This window comes from Phyllobacterium sp. LjRoot231 (assembly GCF_964253365.1).
GTDB lineage: Bacteria > Pseudomonadota > Alphaproteobacteria > Rhizobiales > Rhizobiaceae > Phyllobacterium.
Map to the genome: position 1 here is coordinate 3,975,812 of NZ_CAXUQT020000001.1, position 18,755 is coordinate 3,994,566.

The 18,755-nt window shown below is 56.5% G+C and carries 20 protein-coding genes and 1 pseudogene; 14 read left to right on the forward strand and 7 right to left on the reverse strand.

Annotated elements, in window-relative coordinates; all coding sequences use genetic code 11:
* Positions 1–143 precede the first annotated feature (143 nt).
* Positions 144–944 (forward strand): hypothetical protein, encoded by an 801-nt coding sequence (locus ACSQ3H_RS19885; RefSeq protein WP_436118636.1) that lies wholly within the window; start codon positions 144–146, stop codon positions 942–944.
* Here the strand turns inward: ACSQ3H_RS19885 and ACSQ3H_RS19890 are convergent.
* Complete coding sequence (locus ACSQ3H_RS19890) at positions 936–2,210, reverse strand: sensor histidine kinase (protein WP_436118637.1); 1,275 nt, start codon at positions 2,208–2,210, stop codon at positions 936–938. The two genes, ACSQ3H_RS19885 and ACSQ3H_RS19890, sit on opposite strands and share 9 nt — an antisense overlap.
* Entirely contained in the window at positions 2,171–2,590 is a 420-nt protein-coding gene (locus ACSQ3H_RS19895; protein ID WP_436118638.1) for a hypothetical protein, read from the reverse strand. The genes ACSQ3H_RS19890 and ACSQ3H_RS19895 overlap by 40 nt, the downstream gene beginning before the upstream one ends.
* Before the next feature lie 565 nt (positions 2,591–3,155).
* On the opposite strand from ACSQ3H_RS19895, the gene ACSQ3H_RS19900 reads away from it, so the two are divergent.
* Positions 3,156–3,869 carry a hypothetical protein gene (locus tag ACSQ3H_RS19900; protein WP_436118639.1) on the forward strand — a complete coding sequence of 238 codons (714 nt, stop codon included), beginning with the start codon at positions 3,156–3,158 and terminating at the stop codon, positions 3,867–3,869.
* Here ACSQ3H_RS19900 and ACSQ3H_RS19905 read toward each other — a convergent pair.
* The gene (locus tag ACSQ3H_RS19905) at positions 3,866–4,513 is read right to left on the reverse strand and encodes a response regulator transcription factor (protein WP_436118640.1); all 648 of its coding nucleotides are present in this window, start codon (positions 4,511–4,513) and stop codon (positions 3,866–3,868) included. The genes ACSQ3H_RS19900 and ACSQ3H_RS19905 overlap by 4 nt on opposite strands.
* Before the next feature lie 197 nt (positions 4,514–4,710).
* Here ACSQ3H_RS19905 and ACSQ3H_RS19910 point away from each other — a divergent pair, with 197 nt between their 5' ends.
* Entirely contained in the window at positions 4,711–4,989 is a 279-nt protein-coding gene (locus ACSQ3H_RS19910) for a hypothetical protein (protein WP_436118641.1), read from the forward strand.
* A gap of 104 nt (positions 4,990–5,093) precedes the next feature.
* On the opposite strand, the gene ACSQ3H_RS19915 is transcribed toward ACSQ3H_RS19910, so the two are convergent.
* Positions 5,094–5,474, reverse strand: a complete 381-nt coding sequence (locus ACSQ3H_RS19915; protein WP_436118642.1) for a VOC family protein — start codon at positions 5,472–5,474, stop codon at positions 5,094–5,096.
* 241 nt (positions 5,475–5,715) lie between these two features.
* Here ACSQ3H_RS19915 and ACSQ3H_RS19920 point away from each other — a divergent pair, with 241 nt between their 5' ends.
* The gene (locus tag ACSQ3H_RS19920) at positions 5,716–5,922 is read left to right on the forward strand and encodes a hypothetical protein (RefSeq protein ID WP_436118643.1); all 207 of its coding nucleotides are present in this window, start codon (positions 5,716–5,718) and stop codon (positions 5,920–5,922) included.
* A gap of 88 nt (positions 5,923–6,010) precedes the next feature.
* On the opposite strand, the gene ACSQ3H_RS19925 is transcribed toward ACSQ3H_RS19920, so the two are convergent.
* Positions 6,011–6,703, reverse strand: coding sequence for a helix-turn-helix transcriptional regulator (locus tag ACSQ3H_RS19925; protein WP_436118644.1), 693 nt, complete (start codon positions 6,701–6,703; stop codon positions 6,011–6,013).
* A 376-nt stretch (positions 6,704–7,079) separates the two neighbouring features.
* Between ACSQ3H_RS19925 and ACSQ3H_RS19930 the strand changes: the two genes are divergently transcribed.
* The 7 genes and pseudogenes from ACSQ3H_RS19930 (at position 7,080) to ACSQ3H_RS19960 (ending at position 13,698) form a co-directional block, all read left to right on the forward strand.
* Positions 7,080–7,442, forward strand: coding sequence for a hypothetical protein (locus tag ACSQ3H_RS19930; RefSeq protein WP_436118645.1), 363 nt, complete (start codon positions 7,080–7,082; stop codon positions 7,440–7,442).
* Between the two features lie 121 nt (positions 7,443–7,563).
* On the forward strand, positions 7,564–8,013 hold the full coding sequence (locus tag ACSQ3H_RS19935; RefSeq protein WP_436118646.1) for a c-type cytochrome: 450 nt from the start codon (positions 7,564–7,566) through the stop codon (positions 8,011–8,013).
* Positions 8,014–8,022: 9 nt separating this feature from the next.
* On the forward strand, positions 8,023–8,949 hold the full coding sequence (locus tag ACSQ3H_RS19940) for a c-type cytochrome (protein WP_436118647.1): 927 nt from the start codon (positions 8,023–8,025) through the stop codon (positions 8,947–8,949).
* A gap of 131 nt (positions 8,950–9,080) precedes the next feature.
* Positions 9,081–10,049, forward strand: a complete 969-nt coding sequence (locus ACSQ3H_RS19945) for an aliphatic sulfonate ABC transporter substrate-binding protein (protein WP_436118648.1) — start codon at positions 9,081–9,083, stop codon at positions 10,047–10,049.
* 141 nt (positions 10,050–10,190) lie between these two features.
* Positions 10,191–10,985, forward strand: a complete 795-nt coding sequence (gene xth, locus ACSQ3H_RS19950) for an exodeoxyribonuclease III (protein WP_436118649.1) — start codon at positions 10,191–10,193, stop codon at positions 10,983–10,985.
* A gap of 185 nt (positions 10,986–11,170) precedes the next feature.
* A pseudogene (locus ACSQ3H_RS19955) lies at positions 11,171–12,055 on the forward strand (hypothetical protein); the annotation flags it as partial.
* 140 nt (positions 12,056–12,195) lie between these two features.
* Positions 12,196–13,698: a GH92 family glycosyl hydrolase gene (locus tag ACSQ3H_RS19960; protein ID WP_436118650.1), complete on the forward strand. Its 1,503-nt coding sequence runs from the start codon at positions 12,196–12,198 to the stop codon at positions 13,696–13,698.
* 37 nt (positions 13,699–13,735) lie between these two features.
* Here the strand turns inward: ACSQ3H_RS19960 and ACSQ3H_RS19965 are convergent, their stop codons facing one another.
* Entirely contained in the window at positions 13,736–15,262 is a 1,527-nt protein-coding gene (locus ACSQ3H_RS19965) for a helicase HerA-like C-terminal domain-containing protein (protein ID WP_436118651.1), read from the reverse strand.
* Between the two features lie 329 nt (positions 15,263–15,591).
* Here ACSQ3H_RS19965 and ACSQ3H_RS19970 point away from each other — a divergent pair, with 329 nt between their 5' ends.
* Both ACSQ3H_RS19970 and ACSQ3H_RS19975 read left to right on the forward strand, forming a co-directional pair.
* Positions 15,592–15,957 carry a DUF2267 domain-containing protein gene (locus ACSQ3H_RS19970; protein WP_436118652.1) on the forward strand — a complete coding sequence of 122 codons (366 nt, stop codon included), beginning with the start codon at positions 15,592–15,594 and terminating at the stop codon, positions 15,955–15,957.
* Positions 15,958–16,081: 124 nt separating this feature from the next.
* Positions 16,082–16,348: a hypothetical protein gene (locus tag ACSQ3H_RS19975; protein ID WP_436118653.1), complete on the forward strand. Its 267-nt coding sequence runs from the start codon at positions 16,082–16,084 to the stop codon at positions 16,346–16,348.
* A gap of 9 nt (positions 16,349–16,357) precedes the next feature.
* On the opposite strand, the gene ACSQ3H_RS19980 is transcribed toward ACSQ3H_RS19975, so the two are convergent.
* On the reverse strand, positions 16,358–17,122 hold the full coding sequence (locus ACSQ3H_RS19980) for an SDR family oxidoreductase (protein WP_436118654.1): 765 nt from the start codon (positions 17,120–17,122) through the stop codon (positions 16,358–16,360).
* A 190-nt stretch (positions 17,123–17,312) separates the two neighbouring features.
* Here ACSQ3H_RS19980 and ACSQ3H_RS19985 point away from each other — a divergent pair, with 190 nt between their 5' ends.
* A complete protein-coding gene (locus tag ACSQ3H_RS19985; protein ID WP_436118655.1) occupies positions 17,313–18,755 on the forward strand; it encodes a methylmalonyl-CoA mutase subunit beta in 1,443 nt (480 codons plus the stop codon).

The following is an 18,755-nucleotide window of genomic DNA, read 5'->3' on the forward strand; positions in this document are numbered from 1 at the left end:
TAAAGCTTGCTGCCATCAGGTTTGCCGGAATCTTGCAAGCACGCCCACGTCGACGTCATCCACATGAGACCATTTGTTCTGAGACAGATGCAGATGATTGGGCTAGTTTGCCCAAATCTTCGCCGGGAATGGTAGAGAACCCAATGCAGACCGTAGCACCTCCCAAAATCGTACTCGTTCTCGGCAGCGCCCCCGATGCTGTGCGGTCGCGCGAATGGCCTCGTGCGCCATTCGATTCCATCGTTGCGATCAACAACGCATGGCGTGTGCGCGATGATTGGGATCATCTCGTTCACGCTGGCGATTTCCCGCCCAGCGCAATGCCCGCGCCGCAGTTGACCCGCGGACGCGATATTCACACGGCCCCGGATTATGTTCCCGCACAGAATGCCTATGGTGGCTTTGTCTATGCGGGCGCGACGATGTCCCTGACGTCGGCCTATTGGGCGTTGCATGCACTCAAACCCGATGTGCTGGCATTCCTCGGCTGTGACATGAACTACGACCACAAGGGCCCAACCCATTTTTATGGTTATGGCAATGCGGACCCGCTGCGCCCGGACGTGACGCTGCAGAGCCTTGAAGCAAAGACCGGACGGCTGCTGATTTCGGCAGCCCGGCAGGGATGCATCTGCGTCAATCTCTCTCATCTGGATAAAAGCCGCCTGGTTTTTCCGCGCGTTGAGGTCGCACAGCTGAGAGAGTGGTCGCTGATGGACGTTCAGCGTCGCGTCAACGGCGTCTTGCAGCAGATTGACAAGACAGAATTGCAGCGGGCCGAAAGGCGGGAAGACGCGCTCGGCTATTATTTCCCCAGCGGTGAGTATTGGCTGTTTCTGGACCAGATCAACGGTGCCGAATTGAGGTGCCTGGACAATTTGTGGCTGGCTGCCCTCGGCCGCAAGGAGACGTTGGCGTCCGAACTGGAATGCTGTTCAGATTGAATAGCTGATTCTGACTGAAGTGCCTTTGCCGGGTGTTGAACTTATGTCCAGTCTACCCGCCATGGTCTTGACGAGTTCCACGCAATTGGTCAGCCCGAGACCAACGTGCGTGCCTGCTTTGGTCGAAAAAAACGGTTCTTTTGCCTTGGCCAGAAGGTCTGGACTCATTCCCGTACCATTGTCGCTGACGGTCAGAATCAGCTGCGAACGGCGCAGAAAACGCCCGTGCACGACGGCCTTGATCGAGATGACCGGATCCATGCGCCCGGCAACGGCATTGATCGCATTGCGCACGAGTTCATCGATTAGCAAATGGAACTGCGAAGCGGGCACTTGAACCGCGTGCGCTTCTTCCGTGTCCACTTTCAATTCATGTTTGCAGCTTCTGACGATATCGCCGATGATCCGGCACAGCGGCGCGAGTTGCTCCTTGTCGCGTGCATGCCCGATCGTCATCAAGCCTTCATTGATGGTGTCCAGCTCCAGGATAGTTCGCAGGGCAGCGTCCGTCATTTCGGGCGGCGGCGGTGACGGTTCGTTGAGGTAGCCGAGAAACAGCCGGAGGGCAGCGATCCGCGTACGAGTCATGTGGGCGAACAGCAGCGAAAATGACCTGATGTGCTGATCTTTCTCGCGATTTGCCTTGTTGTATTGATGTATGGCAATCACGCTAAGAATGAGAACTGACAGCGCTCCGAAAAGTCTCAGTCTGTTGCGGGCCGCGTCGTTGGCGATCTGCGCCGCTAGTCTCAATCCCTGACTTGAATCGACTGTCACGCTGGACAGGCGAATAAGATAATCGTCGGCTACACTGATGGATTGTAAAGCTCGCTTATAGTCTCCGCCATAAAGTGCCACGGGTAGGACCACATTGTCGGTCTCCTCAATGACATGGCCGAGATCGAGCGCATTTCGCGGACTTAGGAATAATTGAACGTATTCCAGATGTGCCATCAGTTCCAGATTAAAGCGTAGCAAACGTACGCTCAGGGCTAATCGGGTGTCGGCTTTTCCGGTTTGCCTGGCAAGTTCGAGAAATCCCCTGATACGTGCCACGATTTCTCGCGATTGCCAGACACGCGATCGAATTTCCAGAGCCTGGCTAGATACGACTTCGCCTTTTTGCCTGTAGGTTTCCGTGCGCACCAGCGACCATACGCTCAGACATAGCGCAAGGGTGAGGCCAGCATAAAGAGAAAGTGGCACGAGGCGACGAAGCAGACGCGTCATGGAACCGGTCGCACCGCCACGACGAACCAGACCCATATCGACTTGCGGCCGAGCACGTAAGCTTGCGGCAAATCCCTCAAAGGCCAGATCAGGTAGAAAGGACCACCGTCGTCCACCGATAACGGCCGGTATGTCTGGTTGGCTGCACAAAGCCCGCTGATCCGGTCCTCATTTGCGCATTGTTGTTCGATTGCCAAAATGGGGGAATAGGCATTGATCTCGGCTCCAGTAATCCTCGCCATAAAATCATTGTAAGCCTGGACCTCGAATTCTCTGGTGCCGGCAATATTGTTTTTTTCGAGAATATCCTTGAGCAGAGGTCCGCGAAAGCTGATTGCCTTTTCTCCGCTCCAAGGCGTCGCCGTCACCCGCTCATGCAATTCGAATTCATTCCGTAGTTTATCGATCGAATACACTGACCGGGGCTCTCCTGCTCCCTGCTCGATGGTCAACAATTCAGGGTCAGGCGACTGCGCACTCGCGGTCAGAGTACCCAGCGCGATCACGAGGATGAGACCTATGACAGGAATTCTGCCTGACCGAAGGGGGAACGGATTGCGTTTAGGCAGACTCGCTATCAAAGGCAGAGTTGTCACGGCAAAGATAAAGTGCAAGACAGGAGGGGATAAATTAACGTCTTTCAAAGAAAATCTCACAATATTATAATAACAACGTTTATCGTACTTCTTTAGTATTATTTTTTCGCGAGTCTTGGTTTTGAAATTTGATATTTAAATTCAAAGTCGAAATATTGGACTCTATTAACGCATATGAGCGAACGTTCGGCAACTCACAAATTTCATATTCTGCCAAATATATACATTTGAATTATCCCTGGAGTGAGGGTAATCTTTTAGTTCTGGCGCGAGAATTCGAAACCCGAACTCCAGCTTTGAACATTGCGACACTATTGTATTCACTTCAAATATATAAACATAAAATAATATAGATTTCTAATTTCAAGATATATTGGTTTGATAAATGTTGTTGAATTTGTGGTGTATACCAAGATCCTTATCTACGGCTTTCGAAAAAATGATGGAAAAACGCGGTGATTTTGTCGTTCATGGCGAGCCATATTGTAAAACGTATCTAATTAGAAACGGATTGATCGATGTTAAACAAGATAAATCTTCGACATTTTCTTCGGTTACAGATCTTTTGATACGAGGAGACGCAAGTAAAAATGTATTTGTAAAGGAGATGTCTCATCATGTGGTGGGATACGTTGACGACGAGATTTTCGATAAAAGTGAAAATACTTTTCTGATAAGAGATCCGAGGCTATCCATTCCTTCTCTTTACAGAATCCTCAATGATTACGCAGAAGCGGAGGCCGGATTTGAGCAGCAGCTTGAGCTGTTCGAGAAAATCAAGCGCAAGCTGGGCCGTTCCCCCGTCGTGATTGATGGCGAAGCGCTAAGGCGAGATCCAGCAGGGGTCGTAACCGCCTACTTCGAAGCTCTTGGGCTGGACCCGATGCTGAGCGCCCTGAACTGGCAACAGGGTGGGCGGGTCGATTGGGCCGGGCGTGAAGAATGGCACCGGGCGGCGCACAAAAGTACGGGCTTCGTACCAAATATTGGTCGGATCGATCTTGATCCATATCCCTTGCGTGTTCGGAAAACTATCGAACGCTGTCTACCGATCTATGAATATTTGCTGAGTTTTTCGGTTCACAGGTCCTGCCCCTAAAGCGAACTGGGCAGCTGTCCGATCTTCAAAAGTTTTGCTTTGGCGCGCTTGTAGTATCGTTCTGCCGAAGCCGCATCGATGCTCAAATGTTCGCCAAGCTGATCATAGATCGCCCTGCGGCTGATGTTTGGCGGTCTCTGTATCATCCACTGGACAGATTCCTGTTCTCTTGGCGTTAGCACCGCGTGGTAAACTTCCGGTCCAATGCTGGCTTCGTGCATCAAACCAACGCAGCGTCCATGATCTGCTATCGTCTGCAGAATCGCTGCCATGGTTCCGGGTTTGAGGCTGTTCTTGGCGATGTAACCGGCGACACCGAATTTCCGGACCTCCTCCCACTCTTCTGCGCTGTCGGAACCCGTGATGACGATATGAATAGCTGTAGGCGATTGTTCCACGATGGCGCTTATGGTCCTCAAGCGATCAACTTCGGACCCCGGATCGTAGCCAGGTAACCCCGGATCGATAAGAATGAGCGCAAACTGATTGGACTGCATCAGCTCCAGCGCCATCTCCATCGTTGCCGCGGCGTGAACGATGCAAGCGGGAATTGCCGCCTGCAGTTCATGCACGAGCGCGAGACGCATCAAATGCTGGTCTTCGACGATCAATACGTCTTGCAGGGAATTCTGCTTTGTTGTCAAAAAAGTTCTTTCAAAATAAACAATACAGCTGAAAGCATTTTTATACCCGATTCGGCTGCCCGCAGATAGGGACAGCGCTGTCACTTTCGCCCGACCCCGATTCGCCTCATTACGGCGGCATGAATGCAAACCATATTTTTCAAGCGCCGCGACTACGGGCGCCTATTGCCACTAACGATAATTTCAGGGAAGCCAGAATGGAAACCATTCTATTGATGATCGCAATTGATTTTCATGAGCAGGCAAGGCGCGAGGTCGCAAGGCTCGACCGTTCCTGCACTGAACTCAAGGCAGCCGGCGTCGATTGCGATCTGATCGACCGGCGTCTCGTGGCAGCCAGGGAAGTCGAGCGGCGCTTAAGGGACGACATGCTCCGTTGCCCCACAAAATATATTGAGAACGCTGTCGCCAAGGTCGTGCATCTGCGCCGGACCTTCAAGCAAGACGACGCGACAAGCGAGGCGAGTGAGCGCTAACTCTCATGACTATCCCGGCGGCATTGTCGCTTGTCGTAAAAGCAACGGCCCCGTCATTGGCGGGGCCGTTTCGCGTTCGGACGCGCCTGCGATCCGATGCCGTCTCATTGACCTGCATCCTCGGCTGGTACGAACACCCGCAAGCGATGGCCATCGGGATCGAGTGCCACGAACGTGCGGCCAAAATCCATTTCCGTCGGCTTCTGGACAATAGGTATGTCACGCGCCAACCAATCATTATACGTGGCCTCCAGCGTCGCCAGATCGCCCACCGCGAAAACCAGCTCGCTGCTGCCGGGTGCTCCGATGGCAGCGGGCTCCACCTGTTGCCGTATCCACATACCGAGCTTCAGACCCGATTCCATCACGAACAGGGCAAAGGTCGGCGATTCTTCCACTGGCTCGCGTCCCAGCAATCCGGCGTAGAATGCCCGGCTCCTTTGCGGATCATCGACATAGATGAGCATAAAATCGGGATTGAGCATGGCTTCGTCTCCTGTTGTTTCGATGGGATCACCATACGTTCCGATACTGTCAATTTCTGGCAGTAGCGGACGAGATCGCTCCCGCCTCATTCAAGAAACATTGCAGAAACGAAACACCACAAGCGCGAAATAGGGGCGAAACATCCGCATCGGATAAATAGCGGGTGGACTGATTCTACACCTGCGCGTTGCAGGTTTCTCCTCCTCCCCTGTTACCCCACCCAAAAGGAAACCCAAGGAAATGAAAACGTCTCTTTACACAGCTCTCGGCCTCGCTGTCGCCCTGGCCGTTTCAGCACCGGTACTTGCCACCAGCGCAAGCGCTGCTGAGCCTATCCATCACAGGCACCACGTTCATCATCATTATCATCATCATCACGTCGTGCATCATCCGAAGCATCATGCCTGGCACAAGCATCACGGCAAGCCGGTCTACAAGCACGCATAACTCTAAACAAATTGTCCCTTGAACGCGCATGCGCTTTCGTGGGTATTGAGCCGGTTATCATTCCTTGATGACCGGCATTTCTCTATCTTCAATCCGGCGGTGCTATGCCCTCGCCTTCGCGCCATTGCTTCAGGAGCACCTGGCGGCGGCGCGGATAACGCGTGTCTGTCGGTTGCAATGCCGAGATTCGGTCGGCACGGAAGTGCCGGAAATCCTGGCGAAGCTCGCACCACGCAACGACGACACGGACGCGTTCGAAAAAACCGAGAGCAAACGGCCATACAAGCCGTTGCGTCCCCGTCCCGCCGCCATCGTTATAGGTGATATCAAGCTTATGCTCCGACCGGATGGCCTTGCGCACGACGGCAAGATCGATCGTGTCGGGATGAGCCGGTTCACGCGGACCGACCAGCAGCGCCGAGGCATCTACATCGTCGCGCAGATCGGCCGGCAGCACGGCGACGATCTTCGCCAGGGCATCGCGTGCGGCGATGGAAAGCCGGGCATCCGGCTGCCTGGCGACCCAGCGCGAGCCGAGGACCAGCGCCTCGATCTCATCTTCGGAGAACATCAGCGGCGGCAGCATGAAACCCGGCCGCAACATATAGCCAAGTCCGGGCTCGCCCTCGATATGCGCGCCCTGCCCCTGCAGTGTGGCGATATCCCGATAGAGGGTACGGATGCTGATCCCGGTTTCCTCAGCCAGCACCTTGCCGCTGACCGGCCGCCGGTAGCGGCGCATGATCTGGATCAAATCGAGCAGGCGTTCGGATCGTGACATGGCGCGTTCCCGTTGGAGCACCATACTGCCATATTGTGGCAGGGGCTGCGCAGAAATAATACTTCCCAAATCGCATTTATCACGCATCCAAGCAGCGTGATTCGATAAGTGATCACCGGGGATTGGTCCTTTTCCCTGTCTTGTTCGTTATTCATCCAAGGTTCAGGGAATTGGACGTAAGTTTAATGTCTCAGGGACGTTTACGTGTTGAAAGCCTATGCGAAAAGCGGGGTTTTCACTGGAGGAACAATGAGAAAGTTGATTTCAGCCCTAAGCGCCATCTTGGTGTCGATGGGGACGATCGGATCTATCGAAACGGCCAGCGCTGCGCCGATGATGATTCAGCAGCCAGTCGAGATATCCAAGGCCGCTCCAAATGCAAATGTGCAAACCGTCCACTATCGTGATCGGTGGGACCGCCGGGATTATCGCTGGCACGGCCGGCACAACGGATGGGATCGCAGGTACTACGGTGGGCCCCGGTATTATCGCAGGTGGGACCGCCCGTACTACCGCTACCGCCCGTACTACAACGACCGCCCGTACTACCGCTATCGCCCGTACTACAGCGATCGCCCGTACTATTATCGGGATCGCCCATACTATCGCACCTGGGACGACTCGTGGGATCGCCCGTATTACCGCCAGCGGTACCGCAGGAGCGGTATTTATTTCGAATTCTGACACTATGACGAGCCCCGGCGGCCAGACGCCGGGGCTTTTTGCTGCCATCACATAGTGGCTGACAAACGAAAATGTGATCGCAATGGTCGCGTGCTTTTCGCAATGTTTAATCTAGAGTGCCCACCGGAAGCCCTTGAAGCCACATCACTTTAGCCACAAGAGTCGGAGACACTCTCATGCACAGACTGATTTCTTTTGCTGCGGCGCCTTTGCTTGCCATCGCAGTCCTTTCGGCACCGGCAAGCGCGGATGCGCTCGCAGACCGTCAGGCACTCATGAAGGATCAGGGCAAGACCGTCGGCAGCATCACGCCGATTATCAAAGGCGAAAAGCCGTACGACGCCGACGCGGTAACGACCGCACTGAAGCAGCTGAACGAGGATGCGCAGAAGATCGATGTCGCCGCGCTGTTCCCGGCGGGCTCGGATCAGGGCAAGACCACCGTTTCGCCAAAGATCTGGGAAGACAATGCCGGTTTTGTCGCGGCCGTCGCCAAATACAAGAAGGATGCAGCCGCAGCGGCAGCCGCCAACCCGACAGACCTCGACAGTTTCAAGGTCGTCTTCAACCAGGTAGCCGAAAATTGCGCCTCCTGCCACAAGGCCTTTCGCATCAAGAAGGATTGAGATCGCTGTATGATGCGCAAGCTCGCATTGCTCGTCATTATTCTGGCGCTGATTGGCGGGGCCGGGTTCTGGTTGCTCTCGGCGCCGTCCCATGTCGATCCGGCAAAGCTTGCCGCGGCAGCTCCGGGTGATCCGCAACGCGGCATGAGCATCTTCTGGCAAGGGGGCTGTGCCTCCTGCCATGCAGCGCCGGGTGCCAAGGGCGATGCACGGCTCGTGCTGGCTGGCGGTGTCAATCTCGTCACGCCGTTCGGCACCTTCGTAACGCCAAACATTTCCCCATCGAAGCAGGGCATTGGCGACTGGTCCTTCGCCGATCTTGCCAATGCGATGATGGAAGGCGTTTCGCCAGATGGCAGGCATTTTTACCCAGCCTTTCCCTACACGTCCTATGCGCGCATGCAGGTGCAGGACATCGCCGATCTCTACGCTTTCCTGAAGACCCTGCCGCCTTCCGGCAATGTCGCCGGGCCGCACAAGCTCAGTTTCCCCTTCAACATCCGGCGCGGGCTCGGCCTGTGGAAGCGGCTCTATCTTTCACCGCAGCCGGTCCTGACTATTCCCACTGCCACGGACGGGATCAAGCGCGGTCAGTATCTGGTCGAAGGCCCGGGTCATTGCGGCGAATGTCATACCCCGCGCAACGCCATTGGCGGTCCGGACAACATGCAATGGCTGGCGGGCGCCAAGGCGCCGGAGGGCAAGGGTGTCATTCCCAACATCACCGACGGCCAAGGCGGCATCGATTCCTGGTCCGAGAAGGACATTTCCTATGCGCTGGAAAGCGGCTTCACGCCGGATTTCGACTCGCTTGGCGGCTCGATGACGGATGTGGTCCTCAATTTGGCGCACCTCGAGCCCGCCGATCGCGACGCGATTGCCGCCTATCTCAAGGCTGTGCCCGCGCATCCGAACGGATTTCCGGCGGCGAAGTGATTTCGCCGCCTCCGCCAAAACGGGCATGATTTTCCCCATCCCGGCGATTGTTCGCACGTTCTGACGTCGCTGACGCCGATCCTTTGCGCCATCCTTTCCGGCAAGACCAACCTATGGAAAGGATGCCTTGCATGTTCAATCGCAGACAGACTCTCGCCTTGCTGGGCGGCGCCGCCGCTGCAACCGCCCTGCCCTTTGCTGCTCGCGCGGCTCCGAAGCAGTTGAAGACACTCCGTATCGGCTGGCAGAAAAATGGTGTTCTGGCATTGGCCAAGGGCAATGGTGCGCTGGAAAAACGTTTCGAGCAGCGCGGCGTCAGTGTCAGCTGGTCGGAATTCTCATCCGGCCCACCGCTGCTCGAAGCGCTCGGTGCCGGCGCCATCGATTTTGGCCCGACAGGCGACGTGCCGCCGCTTTTCGCACAGGCGGCGGGTGGAAACCTCGTCTATGCCGGAACCTATCGGGGCGCGCCGGACGGATCCGCCATTCTTGTCCACAAGGATTCGCCTTTTCAGTCGATTGCCGATCTGAAAGGCAAACGCGTCGCCTTCAAGCGTGGATCCAGCGCGCATAATTTCACGGTCAAGGCCCTGCGGACGGCCGGGTTGACGGTGGCCGACATCAATGCATCCGATCTGTCGCCTCCCGATGCGGCAGCTGCTTTCACGGCCGGCCAGATCGATGCCTGGACGATCTGGGATCCCTATTTTGCGGTAGCGGAGAAGCGCCCGGAAACGCGGGTTCTGGCAACTGGAAGGGGCATCGTTGAGTCCTGGTCGTTCTTTCTCAGCAATGGCGACTTCGCCGCATCGCATGGCGATATACTGGCGGACGTCCTCGACGAACTGGCACTTGTCGGCCGGGGAGCTCAGGAAAATCTCGACGAAACGATCCGGACGCTCGCGAAGATCACCGGCGTGCCTGAGGATATCGAGAGGATAGTCCTGACGCGCGAGGGAGCGGACCTCAGCAAGGTGGCAGCTGTTACGCCGGAAGCTGTTGCCTATCAGCAGGCGCTGGCCGATGAGTTCTTCGACCTGAAGATCGTGCCAAAGAAGCTCAACGTCAGCGATATCGTATGGCGGGGCAAGCAGGCTTGAGGAAGGTAGAGCCTCTCATGAGAGGCTCTAGTTGCTCTTTGATCTGACGTATCCAGCCGGGCGAAGAGCTTCCATTGCGCCCGGCTTTATCTCATGATGCCGACAACGACTCGATGACCATCAGAAACGTTCCCGGCTCAAATGAAGATTGCCACATTCAACGTGAATGGTATCAACGGCCGGCTGTCCGTGCTTTTGCGATGGCTTGCAGAAGCCGAGCCGGACGTCGTCTGCTTGCAGGAGTTGAAGGCGCCTCAGGAGAAATTTCCGGAGCGGGCGATTCGCGCCGCCGGATATGGCGCGATCTGGCATGGGCAAAAGAGCTGGAACGGCGTTGCCATTCTTGCCAGGGGCGCCGAGCCTATCGAGACCATCCGCGGCCTGCCCGGAGATCCGGACGATACACACAGCCGCTACATCGAAGCGGCCGTGAATGGCGTCCTGATCGGCTGCATGTACGTCCCGAACGGAAATCCGGCGCCTGGCCCGAAATTCGATTACAAGCTGCGATGGTTTGAACGTCTTTCGCAACGGGCGGCAGAGCTGCTTGCAACAGGCGCACCCATCGTTCTTGCCGGCGATTACAACGTCATGCCGACGGATCTGGATGTCTACAAACCGGAGCGCTGGATCGACGACGCGCTTTTCCGCCCCGAAGTCAGAAAGGCATTCGCCGAACTTGTCGGTCAAGGATGGACGGATGCCATTCGCTCCAGGCATCCTGAGGAAAAGATCTACACGTTCTGGGACTACTTCAGGAATGCCTGGGGGCGGAATGCCGGGCTGCGCCTCGACCACCTTTTGCTCAGTCCTTCGATAGCCGATCGATTGACCAGCGCTGATGTCGATCGCCACGTGCGGGGCTGGGACCACGCAAGCGACCATGCTCCAGCCTGGATCGTCCTCGATGAGCCTGCGCGCACTTCGTTGTCTTGAACTTTCGGCGAATTGACACGGCGTTACAACCGAACATATTCAAAACCGCCTTTACTCGGTTAGAACTCCTTGGGAGGGGAGTCCTCAGGACAACGGCAACATTCAACGCCTCTATTTTTTAATCCATATTTTATCGATTTTTGACTTCCCCGGGAGGAATCATGTCTTTCAAGAAAACCCTTTTCATGGGGCTGCTCGGCTGCACCATACTCGCAGGCTGCAATGGCTCGGACAATGCGAACAACACGAGCGACGATACCGCCAGCACCTTTGCCGATCTGAACGCCCAAATCGACCAGCCCGAAGCAGGATCCAAGACCGATCCGGGCGCGGCCGCCGGGCAAGATAACCTCCTGGACGAAGAGCACGCGGGTTCGACTGAGGCCGCGGCCGATGCTGAAATAGAGGAATTGAAGGACCCGCGCGTCGACATTGCGCTAACACAGTTCGTCGATCCGTTCATCGGCACGGGTGCCGGGCAGAAATTTGACGGTCCGAACACCGGCACTGGTATGGGTGCCTTCGATTTTCCTGCGGCAGGCAGGCCATTCGGCATGGTCAACTGGGGGCCTGATACAACAACCCCTACGAACGAGGGATGGATTATTGAAGGGTATCACCACTCCTCGAACAAGATTACCGGCTTCACTCTTACGCATCTCAGCGGCGTCGGATGCACCTCCGCCAGTGCTATTCCCTTTTTGCCGATGGCCGAAACCTCACAGACGCAACCCACCTTCGATCACGCGAATGAGACCGCCAGTCCGGGCTATTATCGTGTCAAATTCTCAGGATCCAACATCGAGACCGATCTGACGGCTACGCTGCGCACGGGCATTGGAAAATTCACCTACCCCCCGGGCAGTAAAGCCCTTGTAAAGGTCACCGCTAAAACCAGCAGCAGCTCCGGATCGATAAATGTCGACAGGACAGCGCGGACTGTCTCAGGCTCCGCATCCGATGCAAACTTCTGTTCGGCTGCCAGCAGGAGTTTTCAGGTCTACTTCTTCGCCAAATTCGATCAGCCATTCACCGAGACGACATCAGGCGCGGCGACGACCCTGACCTTCACGGCGGCACCCGGCGTCGCAACTGTCGTCGGCGTTAAAATCGGCGTGTCTCTTACCAGCGTCGAGAATGCAAAAGACAATCTGGAGAAGGAGGCAGCTGGTCTCACATTCGACGAGGCAAAGAAGCAGGGCGATGCCGAGTGGAACAGCGCCTCAATGCCGTTCAGGTCACCGGGGGCAGCGCTGACGACACCAAAAAATTCTACACGGCGCTCTATCATTCGCTGCAGACACCGTCGACTTACAGCGATGCCAATGGCGAGTATCTGAGTTTCAACAGCGGCACGAAAAAAGAAAAACTGGAAGCCGGCCGCGTGCAGTATTCGAGCTTTTCCAGCTGGGATACATATCGCTCGCTCATTCCATTGCAGGCATTGCTCTACCCAAGCGAGGTAAGCGACATGATGCGTTCGCTGATCAACGATGCCAATCAGTGCGGCGGCGTATTCCCGATGTGGGTCAATGGCAATTCCACAAGCAGTATCATGCCGGGCGACGGTGCATCGATCATCGTCGCGCAAGCCTATGCCTATGGCGCCAGAGATTTCGACACTGCCGCCGCCAGCACCATCATGCGCGACACCGCTTTCAGCCGGAAGACCACCTGTGCGGGACAGACAGTCCTTCCCGGGCTGGCCGACTATATCAGCAAGGGATACCTCCCCTCCGGCGGCTCCAGTGAAGCCCCGACTTCAACGACCATGGAATTTGCCAGCACGGATTTCGCCATTTCGCGCTTCGTCACGGCGCTGGGAACAGCCGGCAGCCAACTTGTGGTAGGGCCTGTTTCGGATGAAGCGACCAGCTTGCGCACGCGTTCCGGCAACTGGAAAAATCTGATCAATCCGAAGTGGAAGGAGATCAAAGATCAACCCTATCCGCAAATTCAGCCGCGCAAAATCGATGGTGCATGGGCAGAAGGCTATGTTCCCGACAACCGCGGATTTAATGGTCGATACACGGAACAATATAGAGAAGGTAACGCTGAACAATATAGCTGGATGGCGCCCCATGATATCAGGGGGATGATCAATGCCACAGGCGGCGACAAGGCGGCTATCGCACGGCTCGATGCCTTTATGACCTATGTGAATGCCTACGAAAATCTGCCCGGTTATATGTGGATCGGCAACGAGCCGAACCTCGCTTCGCCATTTCTCTACAACTGGACCAGCCAGCCCTACAAGACACAGGCGGTCGTCCGGCGGATTCGGACCAATCAATTTACGACGGCTCCGAATGGCATACCGGGAAATGATGATCTCGGCGCAATATCGGGCTGGTACGTCTGGGCGGCGCTCGGACTTTATCCGGAAATTCTGGCGGAGCCAGGCCTGACCCTCACGAGCCCGCTTTTCGAAAAGGCGGTGATCTGGCAGGGCGACAGGAAATTGCTGACCATCACTGCGAAAAACCCCGCCGCGACCTATATCCAGAACGCCAGCGTCGATGGCAAAGCCTATGACAGCACTTGGCTGCCCATTGACCTGTCTTCGAAGCGGGCTCCGGCGCTCGATTTCACTTTGGGGGACAAGCCGAACTGCTGGGCCAGCAAACCGTCGGCCAACATACCGCCGTCTTTTGGTCCGGACGGGAAGGATACAACGCTGTTAGTGCCCGCTGAGCCGTGCAGTTTGCCCTAAGCTGGAAGCGGGTCAGACCGGGGTCCCCAGCGGGATATCACCGCCTGCTGAGGCTACCCAAAATTCCGCGTACCAGCGCCCGGCCCAACGAACTTCCGACGGAGCGCACGACGGATTTCATCGCGGCTTCGGCCACGGTCTGGCGGCCGCGTGGCTGACCGCCGCGTGGGCCTGGCTTGCTTTCGCCGCCAAGAAAATCGGGCAGCTTCCAGCCACCTGTGCTATCGGCGCTGGCCTCCTGCACCTCGGTCTCGGTCTTTGCCTGTTCCGCCTTCTTCTGCAAAAGTTCGTAGGCGGATTCGCGGTCGACCATCTCGTCATAGAGGCCAGCCACCGGGCTCGCATTGATCAGGGTCTGACGCTCATCGCTCGTCAGCGGACCGATGCGTCCTGCCGGCGGGCGGATCAAGGTCCGTTGCACCATGGACGGCACGCCCTTGTCGGCCAGCGTCGAAACGAGCGCCTCGCCGGTGGCAAGATTGGTGATCGCCTCGAACGTGTTGAACGCTGGATTGGCGCGGAAGGTGTCGGCTGCGGTTTTCACCGCATTCTGCTCGCGCGGCGTATAGGCGCGCAGCGCATGCTGCAGGCGGTTGCCGAGTTGCGCCAGCACAGTCTCCGGTACGTCCAGCGGGTTTTGCGAGATGAAGAAGACGCCGACGCCCTTGGAGCGGATCAGGCGCACCACCTGCTCGACGCGGGTGAGCAACGCTTTCGGCGCTTCATTGAAGAGCAGGTGCGCCTCGTCGAAGAAGAACACCAGGCGCGGCTTTTCCGGATCGCCGATTTCCGGCAGTTCCTCGAAAAGCTCGGACAACAGCCAGAGCAGGAACGTCGAATAGAGGCGCGGGTTCATCATCAGCTTGTCGGCGGCAAGGACGCTGACCAGACCGCGGCCATTGGTGTCCGTCCTCATGATGTCGGCAATCTTCAGCGCCGGTTCGCCGAAGAATTTCGTGCCGCCCTGCTGTTCCAGCACCAACAGCGAGCGCTGGATCGCGCCGACCGAAGGTTTCGTGACATTGCCGTAGCGCGCAGAGATTTCCTCGGCCCTTTCCGCGATATTGACGAGCAGCGATTGCAAGTCCTTCATGTCGAGGAGGAGCAGCCCCTCCTCGTCCGCGATCTTGAAGGCGATGTTGAGAACGCCTTCCTGCGCTTCCGTCAGGTTCATCAGGCGCGAAAGCAGCAGCGGTCCCATCTCGGAAATCGTCGCGCGGATCGGATGACCCTGCTCGCCGAAAATGTCCCAGAAGATCACCGGCGAGGCCGAGAGCGTGTAGGGATCGAGCTTGACGTCAGCGGCGCGCTTGACGAGGAAATCCTTGTCCTCGCCCTTGGCGCCGATACCCGAAAGATCGCCCTTGATGTCGGCGCAGAAAACCGGAACACCGGCTTTCGAAAAGCCTTCAGCCAGAACTTGCAGCGTGACCGTCTTACCCGTACCGGTTGCACCGGTGACCAGACCATGCCGGTTGCCGAATTTCAGGAGAAGTGACTCCGCCTGCTGGTAGGTGTCGTCGGGCTTGCGGCTAGCACCAAGGAAAATACTGTCATCGGCCATGTCGTTCGTCCTCGTCGCGACGGTCACTTTATCCACGGTATAAACAGCCAAACTCCACGCGACAATGGCCAAGCTTTTATCGTATCCGGAAAATTGCAGACGACCCGCAAATTCCGGAATGCAAATGGAACAGAAAAATACGATTCCTGCACAAGACTCTGCGATTCCCATGCAAGAAAGTGCGAATCTGGCGCAAGAATTTCATCGTCCGATTGCAATTTGATTGTACGAGGTTGAGAGAATGATCCAGATTGACTTAAGAGCTCGTGCGGAGGAATATTCCCGCATATTACGTAAACGTAATTCATATCAGACGGGAGATTGGACTAATGGACGAACTTATCGCGCGTATTTCGACTAATGTCGGCACCGATCCGGATACCGCCCGCAAGGCTGTCGGCCTGATTCTGGCATTTCTGCAAAAGGAAGCGCCCGCCGACAAGGTTGACCAGTTGATCGCTGGCGTTCCCGGTGCGGAAGCCGCCATTGCCGAAGCCAACAATAGCGGTGGCGGCCTCTCCGGCCTGATGCCTGGCGTCATGGGCCTCGGTTCCAAGCTGATGGGCATCGGCCTCGGCATGGGCGAAATCACCGGAATTTCCAAGGAAACCATTGCTTTTGCTCGCGAAAAAGCCGGCAGCGGCCCGGTCGACGAGGTGGTGAATTCCATTCCGGGCTTGAGCCAATTCGTCTAGGTACGATGGCTTTCACCTGATATCGAAAACGCGCGCTATCCAGCGCGCGTTTTGTTTTGTGTGCTTCCAAGGAAACATGTTATCAAGCTGAATATTTTGAATAATTTGATTACCAGAGACATTTATGAGCAGAGCGAAACTTCCCCGGACAACACACCTCGAGCCCTTGAAAACCAGCGACAGAGATGTCACCTTTAGCGATATGGAAGCACAGGTCGCAAAACTCTCGTCTGATATGGAAAATATCAAGATTGCTGTCTCTGACATCAAGACTGATATCAGAGAGCTGCGGAGCGATGCGCGCACTGATTTTCGTCTTCTGTTTGGCGCGCTGATTTTTGTGGCCCTCGGCTTGGCGACCCTGATGGCCAAAGGATTTCATTGGCTCTGACCACTTCTTTCAGGTCCGGTTTATCGAGACGCCGCCATCCACCAGCATCGCCGAGCCAGTGGTAAAACTCGACGCATCCGACGCGAGATAGAGCACTGAACGCGCGATTTCTTCAGGCATTGCCCGCCGCTTAAGCGCATGCAATCCCTCAACAAAAGCGAGTTTCTCCGGCGTGTTGACCCAAGCTTCCGCCATACTGGTGGCGGTGCCCCCCGGCAGGATCGCATTGACTCTGACGCCTTGCGGACCAAGCTCGGCAGCAAGCGTCTTCATCAGACCGATCACTCCGGCCTTGCTGGCGGCATAGGCCGCGGTGCCCGGCATTCCCACCGTGTGGCCGACAAAGGTCGACGTGAAAATCAGCGAGCCGCCGCCGCGCCTTTGCAGCGCGGGAATCTGGTATTTCGCTCCGAGGAAAGCTCCCGTCAGATTAACGTTCAACGCCTCCTGCCAGCCCTCGAGCGAGACGCCAGACGTCGGTCCCATTTCACCATTGGTGCCGGCATTGTTGAAGGCGATATCCAGCCCGCCAAAGGTGGTTTCCGCCAATTCAACCAATGACTTGGCATAGGTTTCATCGCTAACGTCACCAGCCAGCGCTATGGCTTTTCCGCCGTCCCATTCGATCGCTGCGACAAGCTTTTCAAGCTCTGTCTGGCGCTGTGCGGCGACAATCACATTCGCACCTTCGCTGGCGAAAAGCCTTGCCGTTTCATAACCGATGCCAGAACTCGCGCCGGTTACGATGGCGGTCTTTCCCTTCAGAATATCCATTTTAGAGCCTTTCAGGTTTCCCATTTGCCACAAGGAATCTCACGCCTGATCAGGCCCTGCCACCCGAAAGCTGCACTAACGAAAACACGCATGTTTTCAATATGTTGCACCAGCGGCACTTTGCTTTGTTGCGAAGCAGCATGACTCCCCCTAAAGTCGAATACAAAAATACGGGCAACCGGGAGAAAGCATGGACGCGTCACTGCTCAAGGAAACTGAATTTGCGGCGATTGACCGGGAGGCTTGGGTCAAACTCGCGCAAAAAGCCCTTAAAGGCGCGGATTTCGACGAATCCCTGATCTCAAAGACCGATGACGGCATCGCCGTCGAGCCGCTCCATGAACGACGCCGCAAGGCGCAGCTGACCCCGCGCAAGAATCCGTCGCAGCCCTGGCATATCGTGCAGCGCATAGATGACCCGGATCCGGTTCGCGCCAACAGGCAGCTTCTGGAAGAGTTGGAAAACGGTGCCACCGGAATCGCGCTGGTCTTCGAAGGCGCACCGAATGCGTTCGGCTATGGCCTGCCCTCAACGCGCGAAGCGGTCGACAAGGTGCTCTTTGGCGTTCATCTCGATATGATCCATCTGCGGATGGATGTGCATCCGAAAAGCCGTGCCTGTGCCGACTGGTTTGTGGATTACATGCGCCCCCGTGATGTCAATCCGAAGACGCTAAGCTTCTCGCTTGGCATCGATCCTGCCGCAACTTTGGCTGGAACGGGCCGCCTGCGTATGAGCGTTGCAGCGCTGAAAGCCTCGCTGCCGCAATCACTTTCCGGCTTTTTCTCATCCGATCTTCCAGGCATCGTGCTTGAGGCGGATGGCCGTGTCTACCACAATGCGGGCGCGACCGAGGCGCAGGAACTCGGCGCCATGTTGTCCATTACCACCGGCCATTTCCGGCTGTTCGAAGAGGCGCGTCAGCCTATTGTTTATGCCGCTCCGCATATCGGTTTTGCACTCTCGGTCGATCAGGATCAGTTCGTTTCGATCGCGAAGGTCCGGGCATTGCGACGTCTATGGGCCCGGTTGCAGGAGGCCTGTGGCAGCACGCGGCCCTCGCGGGCAACGATCCATGCGGAAACATCATACCGGATGATGACCAGGCTCGATCCCGAAACCAACATCCTGCGCACGACGATCGCGGCTTTTGCTGCCGCCGTCGGTGGTGCCGATTCAATCGCGATTCTGCCGCATACGATTTCCCATGGCTTGCCCGACGCCTTTGCACGGCGCCTCGCCCGCAACACGCAGCTCATCCTTGCGGACGAGAGCAATCTGGCTTTCGTTGCCGATCCTGCCTGCGGTTCGGGTGCAGTCGAAAGCCTGACGGAAAAGCTTTGTGAGGCGGCATGGAAGGAATTTCAGGCGCTTGAACGCGATGGCGGCATTCTGCAAAGCCTTGTCGACGGCAAGTTTCAAGCGCGTATCATGGAGGCCCGCGAAGCTCGGGCGAAGGAGTACCATGCGGGCAAGCGGGCCATTGTCGGCACAACGCTCTTCCCTACGAAGCACGAGCGCCCGATTAATGTGCTCGATGCGCCCCATATGCCCTTGCCGACAGATGGCGTCGTTCACTGTGAACCGCTGACCTTCCCGCGCATCGATGAAACCTTGCAGGCCTCTGAATAA